Annotated in this window: 19 protein-coding genes and 6 tRNA genes; 20 read left to right on the top strand and 5 right to left on the bottom strand. The window is 57.0% G+C overall.

Annotated elements, in window-relative coordinates:
- The first annotated feature begins 31 nt into the window (after positions 1 to 31).
- The 7 genes from T370_RS0112320 (at position 32) to T370_RS0112285 (ending at position 6,065) form a co-directional block, all read left to right on the top strand.
- Positions 32 to 826 carry an ABC transporter permease gene (locus T370_RS0112320; protein ID WP_005027632.1) on the top strand — a complete coding sequence of 265 codons (795 nt, stop codon included), beginning with the start codon at positions 32 to 34 and terminating at the stop codon, positions 824 to 826.
- Between the two features lie 5 nt (positions 827 to 831).
- Positions 832 to 1,674, top strand: coding sequence for an ABC transporter permease (locus T370_RS0112315; RefSeq protein WP_005027634.1), 843 nt, complete (start codon positions 832 to 834; stop codon positions 1,672 to 1,674).
- Positions 1,675 to 1,697: 23 nt separating this feature from the next.
- Complete coding sequence (locus T370_RS0112310) at positions 1,698 to 2,477, top strand: ABC transporter ATP-binding protein (RefSeq protein WP_005027636.1); 780 nt, start codon at positions 1,698 to 1,700, stop codon at positions 2,475 to 2,477.
- 1 nt (position 2,478) lies between these two features.
- Positions 2,479 to 2,865 (top strand): hypothetical protein, encoded by a 387-nt coding sequence (locus tag T370_RS0112305; protein ID WP_029435891.1) that lies wholly within the window; start codon positions 2,479 to 2,481, stop codon positions 2,863 to 2,865.
- Positions 2,866 to 2,958: 93 nt separating this feature from the next.
- On the top strand, positions 2,959 to 4,038 hold the full coding sequence (locus T370_RS0112300; RefSeq protein WP_005027639.1) for an ABC transporter substrate-binding protein: 1,080 nt from the start codon (positions 2,959 to 2,961) through the stop codon (positions 4,036 to 4,038).
- Between the two features lie 104 nt (positions 4,039 to 4,142).
- Positions 4,143 to 5,222: an ABC transporter substrate-binding protein gene (locus tag T370_RS0112295; RefSeq protein ID WP_005027641.1), complete on the top strand. Its 1,080-nt coding sequence runs from the start codon at positions 4,143 to 4,145 to the stop codon at positions 5,220 to 5,222.
- Positions 5,223 to 5,525: 303 nt separating this feature from the next.
- Positions 5,526 to 6,065, top strand: coding sequence for a hypothetical protein (locus T370_RS0112285; RefSeq protein WP_005027644.1), 540 nt, complete (start codon positions 5,526 to 5,528; stop codon positions 6,063 to 6,065).
- A 61-nt stretch (positions 6,066 to 6,126) separates the two neighbouring features.
- On the opposite strand, the gene T370_RS0112280 is transcribed toward T370_RS0112285, so the two are convergent.
- Positions 6,127 to 7,062 (bottom strand): rhodanese-like domain-containing protein, encoded by a 936-nt coding sequence (locus T370_RS0112280; RefSeq protein ID WP_005027646.1) that lies wholly within the window; start codon positions 7,060 to 7,062, stop codon positions 6,127 to 6,129.
- 290 nt (positions 7,063 to 7,352) lie between these two features.
- On the opposite strand from T370_RS0112280, the gene T370_RS0112275 reads away from it, so the two are divergent.
- The 5 genes from T370_RS0112275 to T370_RS0112255 all read left to right on the top strand — a co-directional run bounded on the left by T370_RS0112275 (position 7,353) and on the right by T370_RS0112255 (position 9,911).
- Positions 7,353 to 7,427, top strand: a tRNA-Gly gene (locus T370_RS0112275).
- Positions 7,428 to 7,441: 14 nt separating this feature from the next.
- Positions 7,442 to 7,516, top strand: a tRNA-Cys gene (locus T370_RS0112270).
- 5 nt (positions 7,517 to 7,521) lie between these two features.
- Positions 7,522 to 7,596: transfer RNA gene (locus T370_RS0112265), tRNA-Gly, on the top strand.
- A gap of 19 nt (positions 7,597 to 7,615) precedes the next feature.
- A tRNA-Gly gene (locus T370_RS0112260) sits at positions 7,616 to 7,690 on the top strand.
- A gap of 436 nt (positions 7,691 to 8,126) precedes the next feature.
- Positions 8,127 to 9,911: a DEAD/DEAH box helicase gene (locus T370_RS0112255; RefSeq protein ID WP_029435890.1), complete on the top strand. Its 1,785-nt coding sequence runs from the start codon at positions 8,127 to 8,129 to the stop codon at positions 9,909 to 9,911.
- Positions 9,912 to 10,380: 469 nt separating this feature from the next.
- On the opposite strand, the gene T370_RS0112250 is transcribed toward T370_RS0112255, so the two are convergent.
- The 4 genes from T370_RS0112250 to T370_RS0112230 form a co-directional block, all read right to left on the bottom strand.
- Positions 10,381 to 10,626, bottom strand: coding sequence for a hypothetical protein (locus T370_RS0112250; RefSeq protein WP_005027651.1), 246 nt, complete (start codon positions 10,624 to 10,626; stop codon positions 10,381 to 10,383).
- 277 nt (positions 10,627 to 10,903) lie between these two features.
- A complete protein-coding gene (locus T370_RS0112240) occupies positions 10,904 to 12,472 on the bottom strand; it encodes a helix-turn-helix transcriptional regulator (RefSeq protein ID WP_029435888.1) in 1,569 nt (522 codons plus the stop codon).
- 356 nt (positions 12,473 to 12,828) lie between these two features.
- On the bottom strand, positions 12,829 to 13,863 hold the full coding sequence (locus T370_RS0112235) for a TRAP transporter substrate-binding protein (protein ID WP_029435887.1): 1,035 nt from the start codon (positions 13,861 to 13,863) through the stop codon (positions 12,829 to 12,831).
- Between the two features lie 255 nt (positions 13,864 to 14,118).
- The gene (locus tag T370_RS0112230) at positions 14,119 to 15,699 is read right to left on the bottom strand and encodes a TerC family protein (protein WP_029435886.1); all 1,581 of its coding nucleotides are present in this window, start codon (positions 15,697 to 15,699) and stop codon (positions 14,119 to 14,121) included.
- 753 nt (positions 15,700 to 16,452) lie between these two features.
- On the opposite strand from T370_RS0112230, the gene T370_RS0112225 reads away from it, so the two are divergent.
- From T370_RS0112225 to T370_RS22890, 8 genes are all read left to right on the top strand, one after another.
- Positions 16,453 to 16,527 (top strand) — tRNA-Gln (locus tag T370_RS0112225).
- 14 nt (positions 16,528 to 16,541) lie between these two features.
- Positions 16,542 to 16,618 (top strand) — tRNA-Glu (locus tag T370_RS0112220).
- Between the two features lie 192 nt (positions 16,619 to 16,810).
- Positions 16,811 to 17,209, top strand: coding sequence for a hypothetical protein (locus tag T370_RS25035; protein ID WP_156034416.1), 399 nt, complete (start codon positions 16,811 to 16,813; stop codon positions 17,207 to 17,209).
- Entirely contained in the window at positions 17,202 to 17,747 is a 546-nt protein-coding gene (locus tag T370_RS0112210) for a hypothetical protein (protein WP_029435884.1), read from the top strand. Before T370_RS25035 ends, T370_RS0112210 begins: the two co-directional genes overlap by 8 nt.
- A gap of 18 nt (positions 17,748 to 17,765) precedes the next feature.
- On the top strand, positions 17,766 to 18,278 hold the full coding sequence (locus T370_RS0112205; RefSeq protein ID WP_029435883.1) for a hypothetical protein: 513 nt from the start codon (positions 17,766 to 17,768) through the stop codon (positions 18,276 to 18,278).
- A 185-nt stretch (positions 18,279 to 18,463) separates the two neighbouring features.
- On the top strand, positions 18,464 to 18,631 hold the full coding sequence (locus tag T370_RS25030) for a hypothetical protein (RefSeq protein WP_156034415.1): 168 nt from the start codon (positions 18,464 to 18,466) through the stop codon (positions 18,629 to 18,631).
- Between the two features lie 21 nt (positions 18,632 to 18,652).
- Entirely contained in the window at positions 18,653 to 18,829 is a 177-nt protein-coding gene (locus T370_RS25025; RefSeq protein ID WP_156034414.1) for a hypothetical protein, read from the top strand.
- Positions 18,830 to 18,922: 93 nt separating this feature from the next.
- On the top strand, positions 18,923 to 19,223 hold a 301-nt coding region (locus tag T370_RS22890; protein ID WP_034506386.1), incomplete at its 3' end, for a hypothetical protein.

The following is a 19,223-nucleotide window of genomic DNA, read 5'->3' as shown; positions in this document are numbered from 1 at the left end:
CTAACGCAGCACAGACACGAGGATGTGACTCATGGCCTACAAAGAAGTAAGCGTCAAACAGCCATTGCTTCTGACCATCCTTCCCTACGTAAGCATCATCATCTTTTTCGCCTTCTGGGAAGGCGTGGTGCGCTCGGGAATCATTCCAAATACGTTGCTGGCATCGCCCTCCCAGGTGTTCGCCGCGTTCATCGACAAACTCAGCAACCCCAACCCCGACGGCGCCATCATGGCGACGCACGCGTGGACGTCCATTCAGGAAGCCTTCATCGGGTATGTGCTCTCGCTCGTCGTGGGTATCCCGCTCGGTTTGGCCATGGGCTGGTTCAACGTGGTTGAAGGTCTGTTCCGCCCGATCTTCGAACTTATCCGTCCCATCCCCCCCATCGCGTGGATTCCGCTTACCGTTTTCTGGTTCGGCATCGGCCTCGCCGGTAAGGTATTCATCATCTGGATCGCGGGTATCGTGCCCTGCGTCATCAACTCCTACGTCGGCGTGCGCATGACCAACCCGACCCTTATCCAGATGGCCCGCACATATGGCGCCAACAACTGGCAGATTTTCACGCAGCTCTGCATCCCGTCCGCCCTTCCCATGGTGTTCGGCGCCCTGCAGCTTGCCTTGGCTTACTGCTGGACCAACCTCGTGGCCGCGGAACTGCTGGCCGCCGACTCCGGCCTTGGCTTCCTCATCACTATGGGTGGCCGCCTCGGCCGTCCCGACATCATCGTCCTCGGCATGATTTGTGTGGGTCTGTCTGGTGCAGTCATCGGCTTCATCATCGACCAGATTGAAAAGAAACTGCTGGCTGGCATCAGGAGGTAAGCGGCATGACCAGTTCTATCGCCAACGAAACCGTCGACCACTCCAAAAACCGCGAACCGTTCAGCTTTTACAAGTTCATTACCAACAAGTATTTCCTCAACGTGGTTTCCATCGTCCTGTTCCTCGCCTTGTGGGACTACGTGGCGAAAGAGAAGATCTTCCGCGACTCCCTGGCCCGCCCGCTGGAAGTGGTGGATCAGCTGTACCGCCTGACGTACATGAAGTTCGCCGGAACGAACCTTATCGGCCACATCTGGGCCAGCACCCAGCGCGTGCTCATCGGCTTCATCGCCGCCAGCGTCGTCGCCGTGCCCCTCGGCCTGTTCATGGCCCTGAACAAGTACGTCAACGCGATTGTGAAGCCTCTGTTCGACCTGTTCAAGCCCATGCCGCCCATCGCCTGGGTGTCCATCGCCATCCTGTGGTTCGGCATCGGCGAAATGTCCAAGGTGTTCATCATCATCATCGGTACGTTCGTCCCCTGTCTGCTCAATGCATACAACGGCGTGCGCCTCGTTGACCCCGACCTGTATGACGTTATCCGCGTCCTCGGCGGCAAGCGCCGGGATGAAATCTTCCACGTATGCTTCCCCGCGTCGTTCCCCGCAGTCTTCGCCGGCCTCCAGATCTCCCTCAGCTCCGCTTGGACCTGCGTTCTGGCCGCCGAACTGATGAACTCCCGCGACGGCATGGGCTTCCTCATCAAGCGCGGCATGGACACCCACCAGCCCACCCTCGTGCTCGGCGGCATGGTCCTCATCGCGGCAGCGGCTTACGGAACCTCACTGTTGGTCACGCTCTTTGAAGGCAAGCTCTGCCCTTGGAAGCGCACCATTGAAAACCTCTAAGCACAGCTGAGAAAGGAAAGCATATGACCACCTGCAACTGCGAACCGAAACTCAAACTCCGCTGTGAAAACGTCAGCAAGACCTTCATCCAGAAGGGCAATCAGGAAGTCCCCGTCATCCGCGACGTCACTCTTGATGTGTATGAAAACGAGTTTCTGGTCATCCTCGGCCCCGGTCAGTGCGGCAAGTCCACGCTGTTGAAGATCTTCGCCGGGCTGGAAACGCCCGACACCGGATTCGTGACGCTTGACGGCCAGCCCATCACCGGCCCCGGCCCCGACCGCGGCATCGTCTTCCAGGGCTACATGCTCTTTGCATGGAAGAACGTTCGTGATAATGTGGAACTAGGTCTCAAGCTCCGCAATATCCCCGCCAACGAGCGGCATGAGATTGCGCAGCACTACATCGACATGGTGGGGCTGACCGGCTTTGAGAAGCACTACCCGCACCAGTTGTCCGGCGGCATGAAGCAGCGCGTGGGCATCGCCCGCGCCTATGCGAACTCCCCGAACATCATGCTCCTTGACGAGCCCTTCGGACAGTTGGACGCCCAGACCCGTATGTTCATGCAGAAGGAAACCGCGCGCATCTGGGAACAGGAAAAGCGCACCGTTATCTTCGTCACCAACAACATCGACGAGGCCCTGTTCCTCGGCGACCGCATCATCCTGATGGAAGGCAAGCTCCCCGGGAGCATCAAGACCGAATACATGATCGATCTTCCCCGCCCCCGCGAGCACACCAGCATGGAGCTGTTGAAGCTCCGCTCCATCATCACCGACAACACGGCCCTGGTATTGTAATATGGAAACGACCACCGTCAGCCTCATCATCGGATCCCTGTGCGCGGGGCTGGTCTGGTGGTCGGTACAGGGCTTTGTCCGGCGCTGTTCGGGCAAGGCCCAGCCAAAAAACAACGATGCGCAACGCCAATGCGACGACGCTCCCTGGGAACGCACCGGGGAGGTATACAGGAAGCTCCTGTACCTCAGGCTCGCCAGTTTCGCATTGTGCATCCTCGCCGCGGCAGCCTTGTATTTCCATCTGGGAACGGCGCTTGCGGTAGGGTTGGCGGGGATCGGCTGCGGGCTGCAGTTCTGCGCTTTCCGCATCCGCACCCGGCATGTTCAGGCCGTCCGCAAGGCGACGGTTGAAGATGCCGAAAAGGCCGCCGCAGGGACGTCACGCTGACGTCCGGAATACGATCATCGTGCATGCCCCGACATGTATTATGATAAGGGTAGAGGGATTTTCCTCAGTACATTTCAACTTGGAGGAACAGGTATGCGTTTCAAGAAACTCATCAGTGCTTTTCTCGCTGCCGCATTTTGCGTTTCGCTCGCTGGTATGGCTTTCGCTGAAAAGCTCACCAAAGTACCCACCGCTTGGATGGACGAACACGAAACCTTCCTGATCTGGTATGCGAAAGAAAAGGGCTGGGACAAAGAAGCTGGTCTCGACATCGACATCCAGTACTTTGGCTCCGGCATGGATATTCTGAACGCCCTTCCGTCCGGTTCCTGGGTTTTCGCTGGCATGGGCGGCGTCCCGGCCATGATGGGCAACCTGCGCTATGGCACTTCCGTCATCGCCATCGGCAACGACGAATCCATGACCAACTCCGTGCTCGTCCGTCCCGACAGCCCAATCGCCAAGGTAAAGGGCTACAACAAGGATTTCCCCGAAGTGCTCGGCAGCCCCGACACCGTGAAGGGCAAGACCTTCCTGACCACGACCGTTTCCTCCGCCCACTACGGCCTGAGCTCCTGGCTCAAGGTCCTGGGCTTGACGGACAAGGACATCACCATCAAGAATATGGACCAGGCCCAGGCTCTGGCCGCGTTTGACAACGGCATCGGCGACGGCGTGGCCCTGTGGGCTCCCCATATGTACGCCGGCCAGGAAAAGGGCTGGAAGATCGCCGGCGACCTGCATATGTGTAAGGTCGGTAACCCGATCGTCCTGATCGCCGACACCGCGTATGCCGAAAAGAACCCTGAAATCACCGCGAAATTCCTCAGCATCTACCTGCGCGCCGTCAACATGCTGCAGAAGGAACCCCTGGAATCCCTCGTTCCCGAATACCAGCGCTTCTTCCTGGAATGGGCCGGTAAGAACTATTCCCCCGAACTGTCCCTCACCGACCTCAAGACGCACCCCGTCTACAACCTGGAAGAACAGCTCGCCCTGTTTGATACTTCCAAGGGCATGAGCACCGCTCAGAAGTGGCAGAGCGACATCGCGAAGTTCTTCGCCAGCGTGGGCAGCATCAACAAGGACGAACTCAAGAAGGTCGAAAACGGCGCTTACGCTACCGACAAGTACCTGAAGCTCGTCAAGACCCCCATCCCAAGCTACAAGTAAGTTGAGAAATCTGTAGCTTAATGTTGCGGGGTAGAAGACTCTCCAGAGCTTTCTACCCCGCTTTCTGCCTCCCCCTCTTCCCAAAGTACAGGAGAATAGTGCATATGAACGTCAAAAAATGGCTTCGCGGCCTCTGCGCTGCCGTCCTCTGCGTGGCCTATGTGGGCACGGCAGGCGCCGCCGAACTCCAGAAAGTCCCCACCGCGTGGATGGGCGCTCAGGAAACCTTCCCCATCTGGTATGCCAAGCAGAAGGGATGGGACAAGGAAGTGGGCCTCGATGTCGAGCTGCTCTACTTCAGCTCCGGCATGGACGCCCTCAGCACCCTGCCCGCCAAGACATGGGTCTTCGGCGGCATGGGAGCGATTCCCGCCCTCATGGGCGCCTTGCGCCACGACACCTACGTCATTGCCAACTGCAACGACGAGGCGATGGTCAACGCCGTCATGGTCCGCCCCGACAGCCCGATCATGCAGACCAAGGGCTATAACAAGAGCTACCCGAACGTATACGGCACCCCCGAAAGCGTGAAGGGTAAAACCGTCCTCTGCACGACCGTTTCCTCGGCCCACTTCGCCCTGAGCTCGTGGCTCAAGGCCCTTGGCCTGACCGAAAAGGACGTGACCATCAAGAATATGGACCAGGCGTCCGCGCTCGCCGCATTCGAATACGGCATCGGCGACATCGTGACCCTGTGGGCGCCCCTCACCTACGTGGGCGAAAAGCGCGGCTGGAAAGTGGCCAGCACGCCGCATGACTGCTATCGCGGCCTTCCCATCGTCATCGTCGCCGACCGCGAATTCGCCGACAAGAACCCCGAAGTCACCGCGAAGTTCCTGAGCATCTACATGCGCGCCATCGACATGATGAAGAATGAACCGATGGACAAGCTGCTGCCGGAATACCTGCGTTTCTACGTTGACTGGGCCGGTACCGACTACAGCAAGGATCTCGCTGAGATGGATCTTAAGAACCATCCGGTGTTCAACCTGGAAGAACAGCTCCAGATGTTCGACGCCTCCGAAGGCCCCAGCCAGGCCCAGAGCTGGCAGGGCGATCTGGCCCAGTTCTTTGCGGCCATCGGCAGGATCTCGCAGGACGAGCTGAAAAAGGTTGAAAACAGCTCCTATGTCACCGACAAGTTCCTGAAACTCATCAAGACGCCTCTTCCTTCCTATAAGTAGAGGAACAAGGGCTGACAGAAAAGGCCGGAATCCGTTTCCGTTCTTTCCTGTCAGCCTTGCGTTTTCCCCTCCTCCCGCCTCGCTGCGGATTTCCCCTCCCCGCCTTCCCCTTTCTTCTTCCTATCCAGCTTAATCATTTGTATTCACAGAAACTTTCCGTACGCTTGCAACGCCGGGAAAGAGGCGTATAGAAGACGCGCATTCCACCCTGCCGGGGAAGGAGCGCCTTCCGGTTGCGCGTTGCGCACAGCCCGGAAGAACGGCCTTTCTTACAGCACTGATGAGAGGTTTGAGGAAAAAACCATGAAACACACTACATGCCTTTGTGCCGGAACGCTGCTGGCCTGCCTGGCCCTGAGCAACGCCTATGCATCCACTCCCCGTCATTTTCTGCCGTACACGGCGGACGTTTCCGTCCCGGCCCACTCCGCCGGATCGGAGAACCCTCTTGTGGCCGACAGGGACGACCACCGGGAACAGATGCGGCAACAGCGCCAGCTTGAGCGGCGCGAAAGGATGCACCGCGCCGAGGATCGCTACCAACAAGGGAAAATGCGCCAGGAACAGGAACGCATGATCCGCGAGCAGCGCCGCACGGAGAGGGAACAGGCCCGTCGCAACGGCCAGCATTGGGACAACAGGGATCGCAAGGACAGCAAGTGGAACGACCGGGATCGCGATCATCCGGGAAGAAAGCACGATAAGGATCGGCTGGAACGTGAGCGGCGGAAAGACCACCAGTATAACCGCCATCCCCAGCCCCGCCATGATGACGGGCAGTACCGCCCCGAAGAATTGAAGCGCCGCGGCTTTGACGACGGCCAGTATCATCCGGGCCGCTGAAAACAGGAACAGGATCGCCGTGTGACGATCCTGTTCCTGTTTTCATTGCGCAGATCTGAGCTTATGGCCTCTGGGAACGGAAAAACAGCATCGCGCTGAGACTGATGTTGTCGTCGACGCTGTGCATTCCCAGAAAACGATAAAAACGCGCCGAACCATAGCGCACGCCCCAGAGCGTCCTGTCCCAGACCAACTGGCAGAACATGCTGAGCTCCCCATCCGGCAGGTTCCGCAGCTCCGCATCGCATTCGATGGCCCGCTCAGTCCGCAGCACGCTGAGCTGCCCCTGCAAGCGGTGCGTACGCCCCGTCACCGTGGCCCCCGTGAGGGGCATCAGCGACAGGATATCCAGTTGCGCCGTGGGGTAGGCCATGACGTCAAAAAAATCAATGGATTTCAAATGGGCAATCAGGACGGGCAACATCTCGTCCTGTGCGAGATCCCGGCAGGCGATGCCGTTCATGTCCATCGTCAAGAACCCGTTCCCCTCCCCTTGCGGGCCGTGCGGGAAGCGGAGTTCCCCGCCGCTCACGGAAAGCGTCCCGTCATGGCTGTGGACAGTGTTATGGCACGCCCACTGGATAAAGCTTTTTTCGGGGATCAGCATGTACTCCTTAAACATCGGCAGAGGGGACTCATCCCGCACGGGGAAATCCACTCCCTCGCCTTCGAGCGGAAGCCCGGCTTTCCTCCAGGCCTCAAGCCCTCCGGCAAACAGGCTGATATCCGTATAGCCTTCGCGCTGCAATTTTTCAGCGGCAACGGCACTATCCAAAGAGCCTCCAGCTCCGTATACCAAGAGCGGCGCGGCCATATCCGGCACCAGAGCCCGCATCTTCTCCTGAAAAGCCGTTTCGAAGACGCAGACGCCGGATGAGCCGGGAATATGTTGCTGGACGTGGAATTCGGGGGGCAGCACATCGATGAGGAAACCTCCCGGATGGTTTTGGAGGAACGCTTGCACCTCGCCTATGGAAACGGTACGTATCTGTTGCATGTGGCAATCCTTTTTTCCCTTTAAAATACGGCGCGGCCCTCTCCTCCTCAATGATTACCCACGGAAGCCTGATCTTCCGCCTCCAAGACGGGCATTGCAACGGACGACCGCCCGCTCCCCCGCTTCTGATGCCGGATGCGGAAAAAGGCCCCTCCTGAGCGTTCCCGGCAAAGGAATAACATCCTCGACATGTTAAGCGGCATACGGAAAAGATGGAAAAGAAATATGTGTTTTTTGAGAAACAACGCTTGACAGAAGCGGGGTTCGACGGTAAACCTTCTCTTCGTTGAGCGGGAGTAACTCAGTGGTAGAGTGCAACCTTGCCAAGGTTGAAGTCGCGGGTTCAAATCCCGTCTCCCGCTCCAACAAACACGCTCAAGGCGACGTAGCCAAGTGGTAAGGCAGAGGTCTGCAAAACCTCCATCCTCCGGTTCAAATCCGGACGTCGCCTCCATTTGAGCGGGAGTAACTCAGTGGTAGAGTGCAACCTTGCCAAGGTTGAAGTCGCGGGTTCAAATCCCGTCTCCCGCTCCATTTTTCTTTACACCGCATTGCGGGAGTAACTCAGCGGTAGAGTGTCAGCTTCCCAAGCTGAAGGTCGCGGGTTCAAATCCCGTTTCCCGCTCCAGGAATCTCAAGGGGTTACATCGTACGATGTAACCCCTTTTCTTATGCGGCGTTGCCGCTGTGCCACCAATGGTCCTTTTCCGAACCTCGATCAGCCACCCGGCGAAATCCCCAAACCGGAACATCTCCATGGCGTCAGGCCTCGGCCCTCCCTTGTACTGCGGGCGTTGCAGGGTGAAACAGGAAACCCCTTTCCGGTTTATGGCGGAGGCTTCCATACGCGGAAATGCTGGCCAAAAAGGCCAACATCACCATACGCTCCGCCGAAAAACGGACTTGTGCATCACGTTTCCGCACACGGTATTTTTTGCCGCACCCCGGCCCGTACGGGGCGCTCCCCGCTTTCCGAGTATGTATTGGAAATCATGGTTATTGTGCATCAAACGCATTGAGACTGTGTTTACCCCCTTTTTGATATTTTTACCTACAGGAACATCATGACCGCATCGTTTACAGAACTGGGATTGTCCCAGGAACTCTTGAAAGCTGTTGAAGATTTAGGGTTTGAAGAACCCTCCCCCATTCAGGTTTTGGCTATCCCGGCACTGCTGACGGGAAAGGATGCCGTGGGCCAAGCGCAGACCGGAACCGGCAAAACGGCGGCGTTCGGCCTGCCCATTCTGGAAAAGATCGCTTCCGGCAAGAGCGTGCAGGCGCTGGTGCTTTGCCCTACGCGCGAGCTGGCCATTCAGGTATCCGAAGAACTGAGCAAACTGGCTGTACACAAACGGGGCGTTTCGGTTTTGCCGATTTACGGTGGGCAGCCCATCGAGCGGCAGCTTCGGGCGCTTGCCAAGGGCGCACAGGTGGTCGTGGGCACGCCGGGCCGGGTTATCGATCATTTGCAGCGCGGCACGCTGCGCCTGAGCGAGGCGCGGATTGTCGTGCTGGACGAGGCCGATGAAATGCTGGACATGGGCTTCCGCGAGGATATCGAGCTCATTCTGGAACAAAGCCCGACGGACTGCCAACGGGTCCTGTTCTCCGCCACCATGCCCCAGCCTATCCGCGAACTGAGCAAGCGTTTCCTGCGCGAACCGGAGATGCTGACCATCGCCCACAAGATGCTCACGGTCCCCGCCATCGAGCAGGTGTACTACGAGGTCCGTCCATACCAAAAGATGGATGCCCTGTGCCGCGTGCTGGACTCGCAGGGGTTCCGCAAGGCTCTGGTGTTCTGTGCCACCAAACGCAGCGTGGACGAGATAACCGTACACTTGCAGCAGCGCGGCTATCAGGCCGACGGGCTGCATGGCGACATGAACCAGACCCAGCGGGATCGAGTGATGAGCCGTTTCCGTACCGACGGCATTGAGATTCTGGTGGCGACGGATGTGGCCGCACGCGGGATTGACGTGGATGATGTGGATGCGGTGATCAACTATGACATCCCCCACGATGTGGAAGGCTATGTGCACCGGATCGGGCGTACTGGCCGCGCGGGCCGCGAAGGCAAGGCCTTTACCTTCGTCACGGTGCGCGAACAGTACAAGATCCGCGAAATCATCCGCTACACCAAAGCCCGCATCCAGCCGGGCCAGCTGCCGACCCTGCGCGACGTCAGCAACATCCGCACGTCCAAGCTGTTGGATGAAGTCCGCCAGACCCTGGCCGAAAGCTCTCTGGATCGCTGGCGGGTACTGGTGGAGGATTTCCAGACCGAACACTTCCCGGATGGCGACGCTTCCAGCCGGGATATCTCCGCGGCCTTGCTCAAACTGTTGATGCAGCGGGATTTTGGGAATCAGGACAATGTCGGCGAAGTGGATGAACTGACGATGGCTCCGCAACGCCCCGCCAAAAATGCCGAGGCGAAATCAAAGGGCAGGATGCAGCCGCTTCCCCGCAGGCAGGAGTCCGGCCCCATGTCCAGGCTCCACATTGATGTGGGGCAGGCGCATGACGTCACCCCCCGCGCATTGGTGGGCGCCATAACCGGCGAGAGCGGCATCCCGGGGCGGAGCGTCGGCGCTATCGATATCCAGAACAACTTCAGTATCGTGGAGATATCCGCCGAGCTGGCCGCGCATGTGCTGGCCACGCTCAACAAGGGTGTATTCATAAGCGGGGTCAAGGTGTCGGCGAAGGCCGCCGATGAGACGGACAGCCCGCATCCACGCAAACCCTTTGCGCCCGGCCAGCGCCGCCAGCGCCCCGGCAAGTTCGGCAAAAAACCACGGGGAGCCACCTTGGGCAGAAAAGCCTACAGCGAATCGCGGTAAAAAAAGGGCTTCCTCCTTCCGGGGGCAATCCGCTGGCTCGGCAGGTACAACCCCACCCCTTTTTCTGGGTGGGGCCGCCAAGGCCTATGACGGTGCCTCGGAAATCCGGCAGGCGTGGACAAGAGGCAGGAAGCGAAGGGCCGCGCGGCATTTGCTCGTATATGGGCAATAGGCTGTTTCAAAAACAGCCATAGCGCAACTGTCTGCAACTCAACATCCAGCCTTCCCGCAGCCTGGTGCATGTAAAAGGCCCGGAGAAATACCCTCCGGGCCTTTTACATGCATCTTGCCCACCGTGCCTCTTCCAGCGCTTTCCCGTCCGCCGGACGTCCCCGCAGGCACACGGCTTTCATCATAACCCACTGTGGCGCCGTTCAGAAAAGAGAGCGCATCCAGATTCCCGATTGTTCCAGATTCCCGATTGGCGAGCGGAAAACGGGGACAGCGTGGTACACCCGCCCTCACGGTTTTACCCATTCGGCACATCGCAGCCTTCCCATGCATCGGGGAGGACACGGATGAAGAGCTCCCAATCCGTAGCGCTCTTGTCTTCGTCCGTAAAAACATACGCGCGCACATCGGTAAAGCCGGTTTCTCCGATAAAATGCCCATACACGGCCTGCCCTTCCCGAATCGCCGCAAAAGAAACGCCGTATCCGGGCCGGGTGATCAGTTGGCCCTTCCCGGCAAGCAAAAGAGCTTCTTCAAACCGCATGTATCCCCCCTTCGTTTAGCCTTCCCTTACGCGAGGTGCGGGCCGCCTTCAAGCTGCCACCAAGCTGCCAGCCCAGAAAGCAAACGCTTCCCTGACCCAATGCAGCTCCCTCGTAAGGACAATACGGCGCCTCTATCCTCTTGGGGATACCCGCCTCACGGAGGACCTCATGGCACGCAAAAAAGGCGCTCCCGAAAGAACGCCTCCTCAGCTTCAACTGCCCCTTCCCGAGCGGCAACGGCACTTCCCGCCATCCGCCAGCCTGAACGCAATACGGCTAACGGCCGCCTCCCTGCGTTTCGGAAATGCCCGCCGGATTTGCCGTCACCAGCCACGCCAGCTCGTGGCGGCTGCTGATCCCAAGGCGGCGGTGAATATTCCGTATATGGGTCTTCAATGTGCTCGGCGAAATGTTGAGGTTGTCGCAAATGGTCGTATCCGGCGTCTTGCGGGCCAGCAATGCGGCGATCATCGCCTGCTGCCTGGTCAGCCCCAGCTCGCGGAAGTGCGTCTCCAGTTCCTCGATCGGCCAGTCCATCAAGGACATCGGCGTGCTCGGGGCCTGCCCGGCCACCCGTTCCGGAGCGGCCGCCTCCCCCTTCGCCAGACGGAAAAAGCCCACTTTTTCCAGGTAGACGACGAAGATGAAACTCCCCGCCAAAATGGCGAAGGCCTGAAACGCAAACAGTGAATTGAGCGAGTCGCCCCTGGCAATGCTCTCCGTAATCCAGCCGCTGTTATGGCTTCCCATCCATGACGCCAGCGCGATGCCCCCTATCCCGCAAGCCAGCAGCTGCAGCCTGCGCGTACCCTTGCGATACGAAACCGTGTGCAGAAATGCCGTCATCATATAGATGTTCAGCAAGGTATACCCGAACAGCAAACCGCCAAGCGACAGGCCGGGCGATTCCCTGTGCAGCAAAGGCCACGCGGTATAGCCCACGACCAATACCGGGATGACGAGCAAAAAGGCATACCAGATCGGCGAACGGTGGGCTTGCCCCAGCACCAGTAACGCCGACAGCCCTCCCAGCACGACGAGAACAAGCACGCTCAGGCTTGGTCCGGGCATGACCGGTTCAAGCGCCCCATACAGATTGTAGTAAGCGCTTTCGCTAAACGCCGTGAGCAGGCATCCACACCACAGGAACAACGGGATACGGGAAAAGGGATAGGTGTGCTCCCCCTCCTCACCAGAGGCAGTGGGATACACAGAGGGCAGCAAGGCGAACAGGGCGGGGAAAAGCAACGCGGGGATCACCCAATACGGCTCTGGGCACAACAGGACAAGATAATTGCATATCGGCGCAACGATGCTCGCCAGGCCAAGGCTCAGGACGAGCTGGCCTCCGGAAAACCGGCAAAGCGCCAGACCAATGCGGCAGCCTGCGATGCCGGCCCCTATCCCGGCAAGAGCGCTGACGGCCCAGCTGCCGGAGCGTACCCATCCGGAAAATTCGTTGGAAACCGGCGTAACCATCAACACAACCGGCGTCCACATCAGCAGCAGCGTCACAAGCCTGCGCCGTAGGCGCGTGCTCCCAAGAACGGGGAGCACGTATCCTTGGCACGACTCTTGTTCCGTAAAACGGAACCGCAACCGGAGGCCGTAAGCAAGCAATGCGAGCCCCGTGAACAGCGGCAGGTGAAACAGTTCCCCGGCTTCATCGTTGTAAGGCACGAGCCCCGGATAGCTATACAGGCGAAACGCCTGCCAAAGCCATGAAAAGAACAACGCGGACAACAATGCCGTACAGAGCAGCGCCTGCACGGTACGGGCATCCGAAGGCCAAAAACCTTCTTCCGCGGAGCTTCCCACTGATGGGTCAAATATGCCTTTTCTCACATGGACTCCAATACCATGGCATACTCAGGCGTCACCTTCCGGCCTGAACCGACCATAAAAAGGACACTGATCTGCCAAGCAGATTTTTGCCATCCATTTTCACGGAAGACAACGATTTCAACCAAAAACTCAAAAAAACAGATGTAAGGTAAAAAAGAATTTCGGCTTCTTTGTCATACTCTGCAGCAAACGCCCTGGCGATTCATCACCCGCCGGGGCAGTTCCGGGGCATAGCAGCAAACAACGGGGCTCCCCGGCCCCCCGCCTCTCTTTAGAGTAATAGCCTTATGGCTTAAGTACAAGAGCGCAAAAAGGACAAGTCCTCTTTCATACTCTCTCCTGTAAGCAAAACCAGCTTACTGCTGAGTGGCTATCACAAGGTCAATGAGTTCCTGTGACAACGTGTCCGAAAAAAGGTTCCAAACGGGACGCGTTTTCCGTTTCAGCTCCTCAAGCTCGGCCTCCGAAGGTTTGGAAACCTCAAGGCCATCAGCCATAAACCGCTTGACAGCCTCCTCTTCCGACTGCGGGGCCAAGACTTCCCGCTGGTACTTCAATGCCTCGGCGGCCGCTTCACGGATGATGCTCCGGACCTGCGGATCAAGTTCTTCCCACCATTTCTTGTTGGCGCTCAGGATCTGCATACTGTAATTGTGTTGTGATGCGAAGGCGTACTTAAGGATATCCTCATGCTCCGCGTCGAGCAGGAAAGAAAACGTGTTGCCTTCACCCTCTACGATACCTTCCTTGAGCGCGGTATAGGTTTCACCCCACGCCAACGGTTTCGGCTTCATGCCAAGGGCTTTCGCCACTTCGACCTCGACGACGGAAGCCGTCGTGCGGACCTGAATGCCCGCCAGATCCCCGACGGAACGGATCGGCTTTTTAACGCTGAAGAAATCCCGGTAGCCGTATTCGCAGTACATGATCGGTTCTAGGCCGACTTCATTGAATTTTCCCTTGAAATACCGGCCAAGCTCACCGTTATCCAACGCCTCATACAAGTTCTTCTGATACTTGACGCTTGTGATGTACGGCAGATCGAAAACCATGAGCGACGGCACCACCCAAGTCAGGTTCGGGCTGGAGCTGACCGCCATTTCGAGCCCGCCGGTCAGCGCGCCTTTGAGCATGACGACATCGCTCCCCAGAACGGCATTGGGGAAAACATGCACCTTGATCTTGTTTTTTGATTTTTGGGCGACCAATTCCGCGAACTTTTCGAAGGCCAAGCTGGTGTGATGCCCCGGCGGACACGGATGCGCCAGCCGAAAGCGCACTTTGGGGCCGGAATATTCCGCATGAGCGGAAACCAGCGCCCCACATATGAACATCAGAGCCACGGGCAACAGCAGCACCCGGGCCATGCATTGTAAGAGATTCCGTTTCATTCCGATTCCTCTGTGTTGGTGTAGCGTTCCTCTTCACGGCAGCGCCGGACGACACAGTCGCCAGACTCGTTTGAAAAGAAACGCCACGCCGCACAATCCTCCAAAGAGGTATTTTCTCTCAAAAAACAGGATTCCGCGCTTAAAAAGCAATCCGAAGCGCTTGGGAAGGGTTTTCCTTTTTAGAATCGCCCTAACCTAAACTGTTCTCGCAAAGAAATCCATAGTCGTCTCATGGCAAAATCAATCCACGCATTTTTATTCACTTTTTTCCGTAATGTCCCCTGAACGCTGTGGATGAATGCGGATTTGATCAATACGCAGGCCGTCCATGGACGCGACCGTCCACAAGTGCCCCCAGAAAAACAGGCTTTCCCCCGCAGCGGGGATATGCCCTAGACGCTCAAGCAGCAACCCTGCCATAGTGGCGCAGCTCAGCTCCTCTTCCGGCTGGATGCCCAGCGTATGCAACCCCTCGTCCACGGCCATACGTCCGGGAAGCAGCCATGAGCCGTCAGGCTGACGGAAGGAATCAGGCTCGGGGGCCACATCCCCCATATGCCCGGCGATGGCGGACAAGATGTCCATAGGCGTCACAACGCCCACGGCGCTCCCGTATTCGTCCAGAACAATGCCCATCGGAGCCGGATGCTGCCTGAAGGCGTCCAGCACATCGGGAAGCCCGGTATGCTCGAAAACCATGGGGACGGGGACCACGGAGGCCTCAAGCGAAAAACGGCCGGTCTTCTGGTAGCGCCACAACAGCTCGCGCAGATCCACGACGCCGAGCACTTCGTCGGTATCCCCGCACATGACCGGAAGGAATGCGTGTTTCGATGCGCCGACGAGCTTGAGGAGGGCTTCCGGCGACTCGTTGCTGTCGAGCCACTGCACCTTATGGCGGGGCGTCATAATGTACCGCACGGTCCGCCCGCCAAAACGGATGACCCGCGCGACAATGGCCCGCTCTTCCGGCCTGAACACCTTGTCCCGGCAATCGGAGTAGCCCAGCGCGGCCATTTCCATTTCCGTTTCGCCGCCGGGGATCGTGGTTCCGCCCAGCAGCTCCAAAACCGCTCTGGCGGCGGACTCACGCAATCCGCGCGTTGTGATCCTGTTCCTTCGGTTCCGTAGCGCCAGCTGGTTGAAGGCTTCCACAACAATCGAAAAACCGATGGCCGCGTAGAGGTATCCCTTGGGAATATGATAGCCCAGCCCTTCCAGAATAAGGCTCAGGCCGATCATCAGCAAGAAGCCGAGGCACAAAATGATGACCGTGGGATGCCTGTCCACAAACTCCGTCAACGGGCGCGAAGCCAACAGCATCGCCAGAACGGCGATGATGACGGCCAGCATCATGATGGAGAGTTCCTTCACCATGCCTACGGACGTGATGATTGAATCCAAAGAGAATATGGCGTCGAGCACCACGATCTGGGTGATGACCTGCCAAAACACGGCTTGGTGAACGGCTTTCTCTTCCGTGGGCTGAAACCCTTCCAGCCGCTCGTGGAGTTCCATAGTCCCTTTCAACAAAAGAAACAGGCCGCCGATAAGCAGGATAATGTCCCGGGCCGTAAACGAATAGCCAAAAAGGGAAAACCACGGTTTCGTGAGCCCGATCAGCCATGCAACCGTGGAAAGCAATCCCAGACGCATGATCAGGGCAAGGGAAAGGCCAATGGTAAACGCGTGCCTGCGCTTATCTTCCGGTAACCGCGAGGATAAAATGGAAATAAAAACAAGGTTATCGATGCCGAGCACTACTTCAAGCAGGATAAGGGTGCCCAACCCGCCCCAAGCCGTGGGTTCTGCCACCCACGAAAAATCAAGAAACATATACGCTCCTTCCCCAGAATATGGAGAACGCCGTTGCGATTGAACAAAAAGGACTAGACCCGTCTGGACGTTCAAACCGCCGGAGGCGAACGGGGACAAGCGTGACAAGAAACCCAGCCACGGGGGAGTATGGAAACGGCTGATAAAACGCTGCCTCGCCGCAGGAGTATTCCCGGGCAGAAACTGTTGCCCGACAACGCCACGAATGAGCTGAAGGCGTGCCCCCGCTCCAAACGGGACGTACCGGGGGTGGAACGTTCATAAGGAGTATATGCCGCCCTCCCCTGCTCCGGAAGGCTCCAAAACGCTTCCCCCCCGAAGGAAGCCTCCTCAGGCGACAAGACGAGAGGAACCGGGCAAGGCTCTGGGGTGTTTTCCGTACACGGAAACACCGCGGCGGAATAAAACGAATCGGAGGAAAGAGAAGTTCCCTGCGACGGAAAAAAGAGAAAGCCCCCAGCCATGACGATGGCGAGGAGCAAAACGAGGCGTGTTCGTATGGGAATGTCCACCGGGTAATACTGCAATGCCATGCCCGCTGATGTCAAGTGACCTGCCAAATCAGCATACCGGACGTGGCTCCGTACCCCCCTGCGCACTGCCTCCCTATACCCTCATCGACACAAGTTTTTAGGCCAGTATCTAATTATATAAAATAACACATAAAAATATTGTCAGAAAACTTTTTCTTCTGAAGTGCCTCTTTTTTTGTTGACAGTGAGGGGTGTTTTTACTAAACAGCTTTCTGCGCGTTGGGCTATCGTTCAATTGGCAGGACGACGGATTCTGGTCCCGTTAATCGTGGTTCAAGTCCACGTAGCCCAGCCAACACGCACCCAGACGTCCCCATCGTCTAGCCGGCCCAGGACAGCGGCCTTTCACGCCGTCAACAGCGGTTCAAATCCGCTTGGGGACGCCAACAGACATCAAAGGCTGTCGTTTTTTCTACTACTAGGTAGGAAAGGCGACATGCCAAGAGTACCCTTCCTTTTTGAGGCGACAGAGAATATCCCGCACACACCGGGGTCTTTTCTGTCGCCTTTTTTTGTACCGAAAAGGATCGGCTGTAAAGCCCTCGCCCTGCGTCGCCACCCACATCGGGAGGCCCGCAATGCGTAGACCACGCCCGAATCTCCATCCCCAAGCCGCCAGGCTGCTCGGAATCCGCCTGATGTACGCGCCTCCCTACAGGCACGTGCCTCACGTCCCAGCACGGCCTCTGGTCATTCGCTCGTCCCTCCGCTTCCCCGGAGCAATGCGCTACTGCGCCGACATGCGCCGAAACCTGAGACGGCGCATCATCATGGACATTGCCCAACTTCTGTCTGGCCTTGCCCTCATCCCCCCGTTCTCATTTCTTGCCGGCAAGCTCATAGACGATCCCCTCTGGTTCCTGATCTCGATCATACCTCAGTCCTGCATCATCTTCGGTCTGACATATACGAGACCCTTTCGCTCCTTCTACATGGGATTCGCCAACTGGTGGATGAGGAGGTTCCCTCATGCGTGACCTCTCTTTCCTCCTCCGTCTGCACGCCTTTCCGCCGCTGACCCGGTTCTCCAGAACGCCCCGGAAGCCGTACCTTCCTCTCGAAGTGCGCTACCTCATCCGGCCCTCGGAAGAAGTCTTCCTGTATCTTTCAAACAATTCCGACAACAAGACATGGGGCGACGATCTTTCCCTGTTTGGAACTAGGGAAAGAATCGCTACGTTCATTCCCTCTACCGGAAACATCCCCTTATTGCTCAAATTTCTGCCTATGCCCGCAGAAGGCATCTATTCATACCTTACGAATGACTACGTCTTCCTCGGGATGCTTTGCCGCCGTGGATTAGCCTGCCACTATCTGCCTCTTTACGAGGCGAGATGGCGTCCCCTTTATGAGTATCCACCTCAAGAAAATATAGTCTTTCCCCAAACGGAACAGTATGCATTTCTACAACCCATCTTTCTTTTGCTTTCCATACTCAGTGCTTTTGGGGTTGGTTGTCTGGTTTGCTACGACCTTATGGTATCAAACATAGAACGCTTTGGCCTAACGCGATGAACTTGATAAGGAAATATCATGAAACGCTTTTTCCCCATACTCACGGCGAGCTTCTGCATCATAGGCCTCGGCGCTCAGGTCAGCTCCGGAATGATCCTGCCCTTCGAGCAGTTCCCCGACGCTACCGCCGACTACAAGTCTACCGCGACGCCTCCAGTGGATACCCTCTTCCTCACTCCGGACGAGGCTATGGGCCTTCCTCTTGCCAACCTCAAGGAAAAGAAAATCCACTCGCCTTCGGGAAAGCTCATGCTGATCCTCTCCCCCAATGAACATACGTGGTTCCGGGACGGCAAACTTGCCCGCTACCTCTACGTAGCTTCCAAAGGCAGAAAACAGCGGGCAGGCATCTCTTCCCCCGAAGACATGCCCCTCATCATTCCCAACGTGAATGCCGGCATCATCTACGACGTGGATCTCTTTGCCTCAAAAAATCTTCACGACCGATTCATCGACAAAATCGACGGTCGGCCCTGCACCATCAAATATGAAAACGCCCACTACATCATTTCGATGGAGCGGGTCGAATAACCTTTTCACGGAACGTCAGAAGAAAGAAGGATGATAATGCCATAAGACATAGAGAGCGCATAATTATGTTAAAGTATATCATTTCCAAACTCTGACAGTCCGCGAAAACGCCCCTCGGGGCAAGGCGGAACATGGCGTGTTTTTTTCCTTTTTCACGCCATGTCCGCCGATAAGAAGGAAACACAATGTTTGAAGTAGAACGCCAATCAAAAGAAATCTATGACCTCATGAACTGGGCTCAGGAGGGCGTCGATCAAGGAACCCGATACCCCGGCATGAGCTACGAACAGGGCATTCTTGATGCCCTCATGTGGCTCGACGGGTCCTCCGATCACAATCCTATGGACGGTTAAGCTGAACAAGGGACTCATTGTATGAACATCAAAAGCTGGTTCACCCCACCAGAAGGCCCAATAGACATGGAAGCTCTTACCGAAAAAATTCAGAAGACACTGGAACGCCGTCAAAAGACAGCTTTTGGGGCGGGATTCTTGGCTTCCTGTGAAAGTTGGAATGGCGAATATCCATATGAGGGCAACGGAGCCGCCTAGCGTGACGGCGTGAGAAGCGCCTATGCCCGATGGGTGGAAAGCCAACAGAAATAACGCGAAACGCCCCTGTGAAACTGAAGTGAAGGATATCCAATGAAAAACACCGATCTCAGCAAAAAAGGAAAAACTATGAGAAAGACAATACAGACCTATTTATCAGGATTTAAAATTGAAACATTCTCACCAGTTTCGATGGCGCTTTGGGTCAGTGCAATGGCCTTGTCTTTGTACACACCACATGAGGGAAACTTATATAAGGCTCTTTTGCATATTAAGGCAGTCCTCGTTTGCCCACTTCTTGGGATGCTTCTCATCAAGATATTGCTCCTGCGGAAATTAGACACGTTGTTCGATATAGTAACGCTGATTATCCTCATGAGTTCCCTCTACTCTA

Source organism: Bilophila wadsworthia ATCC 49260, from assembly GCF_000701705.1.
Lineage (GTDB): Bacteria > Desulfobacterota > Desulfovibrionia > Desulfovibrionales > Desulfovibrionaceae > Bilophila > Bilophila wadsworthia.
The sequence above is the reverse complement of the archived record's forward strand: the minus strand, read 5'-3'. Positions and strand labels throughout refer to the sequence as shown.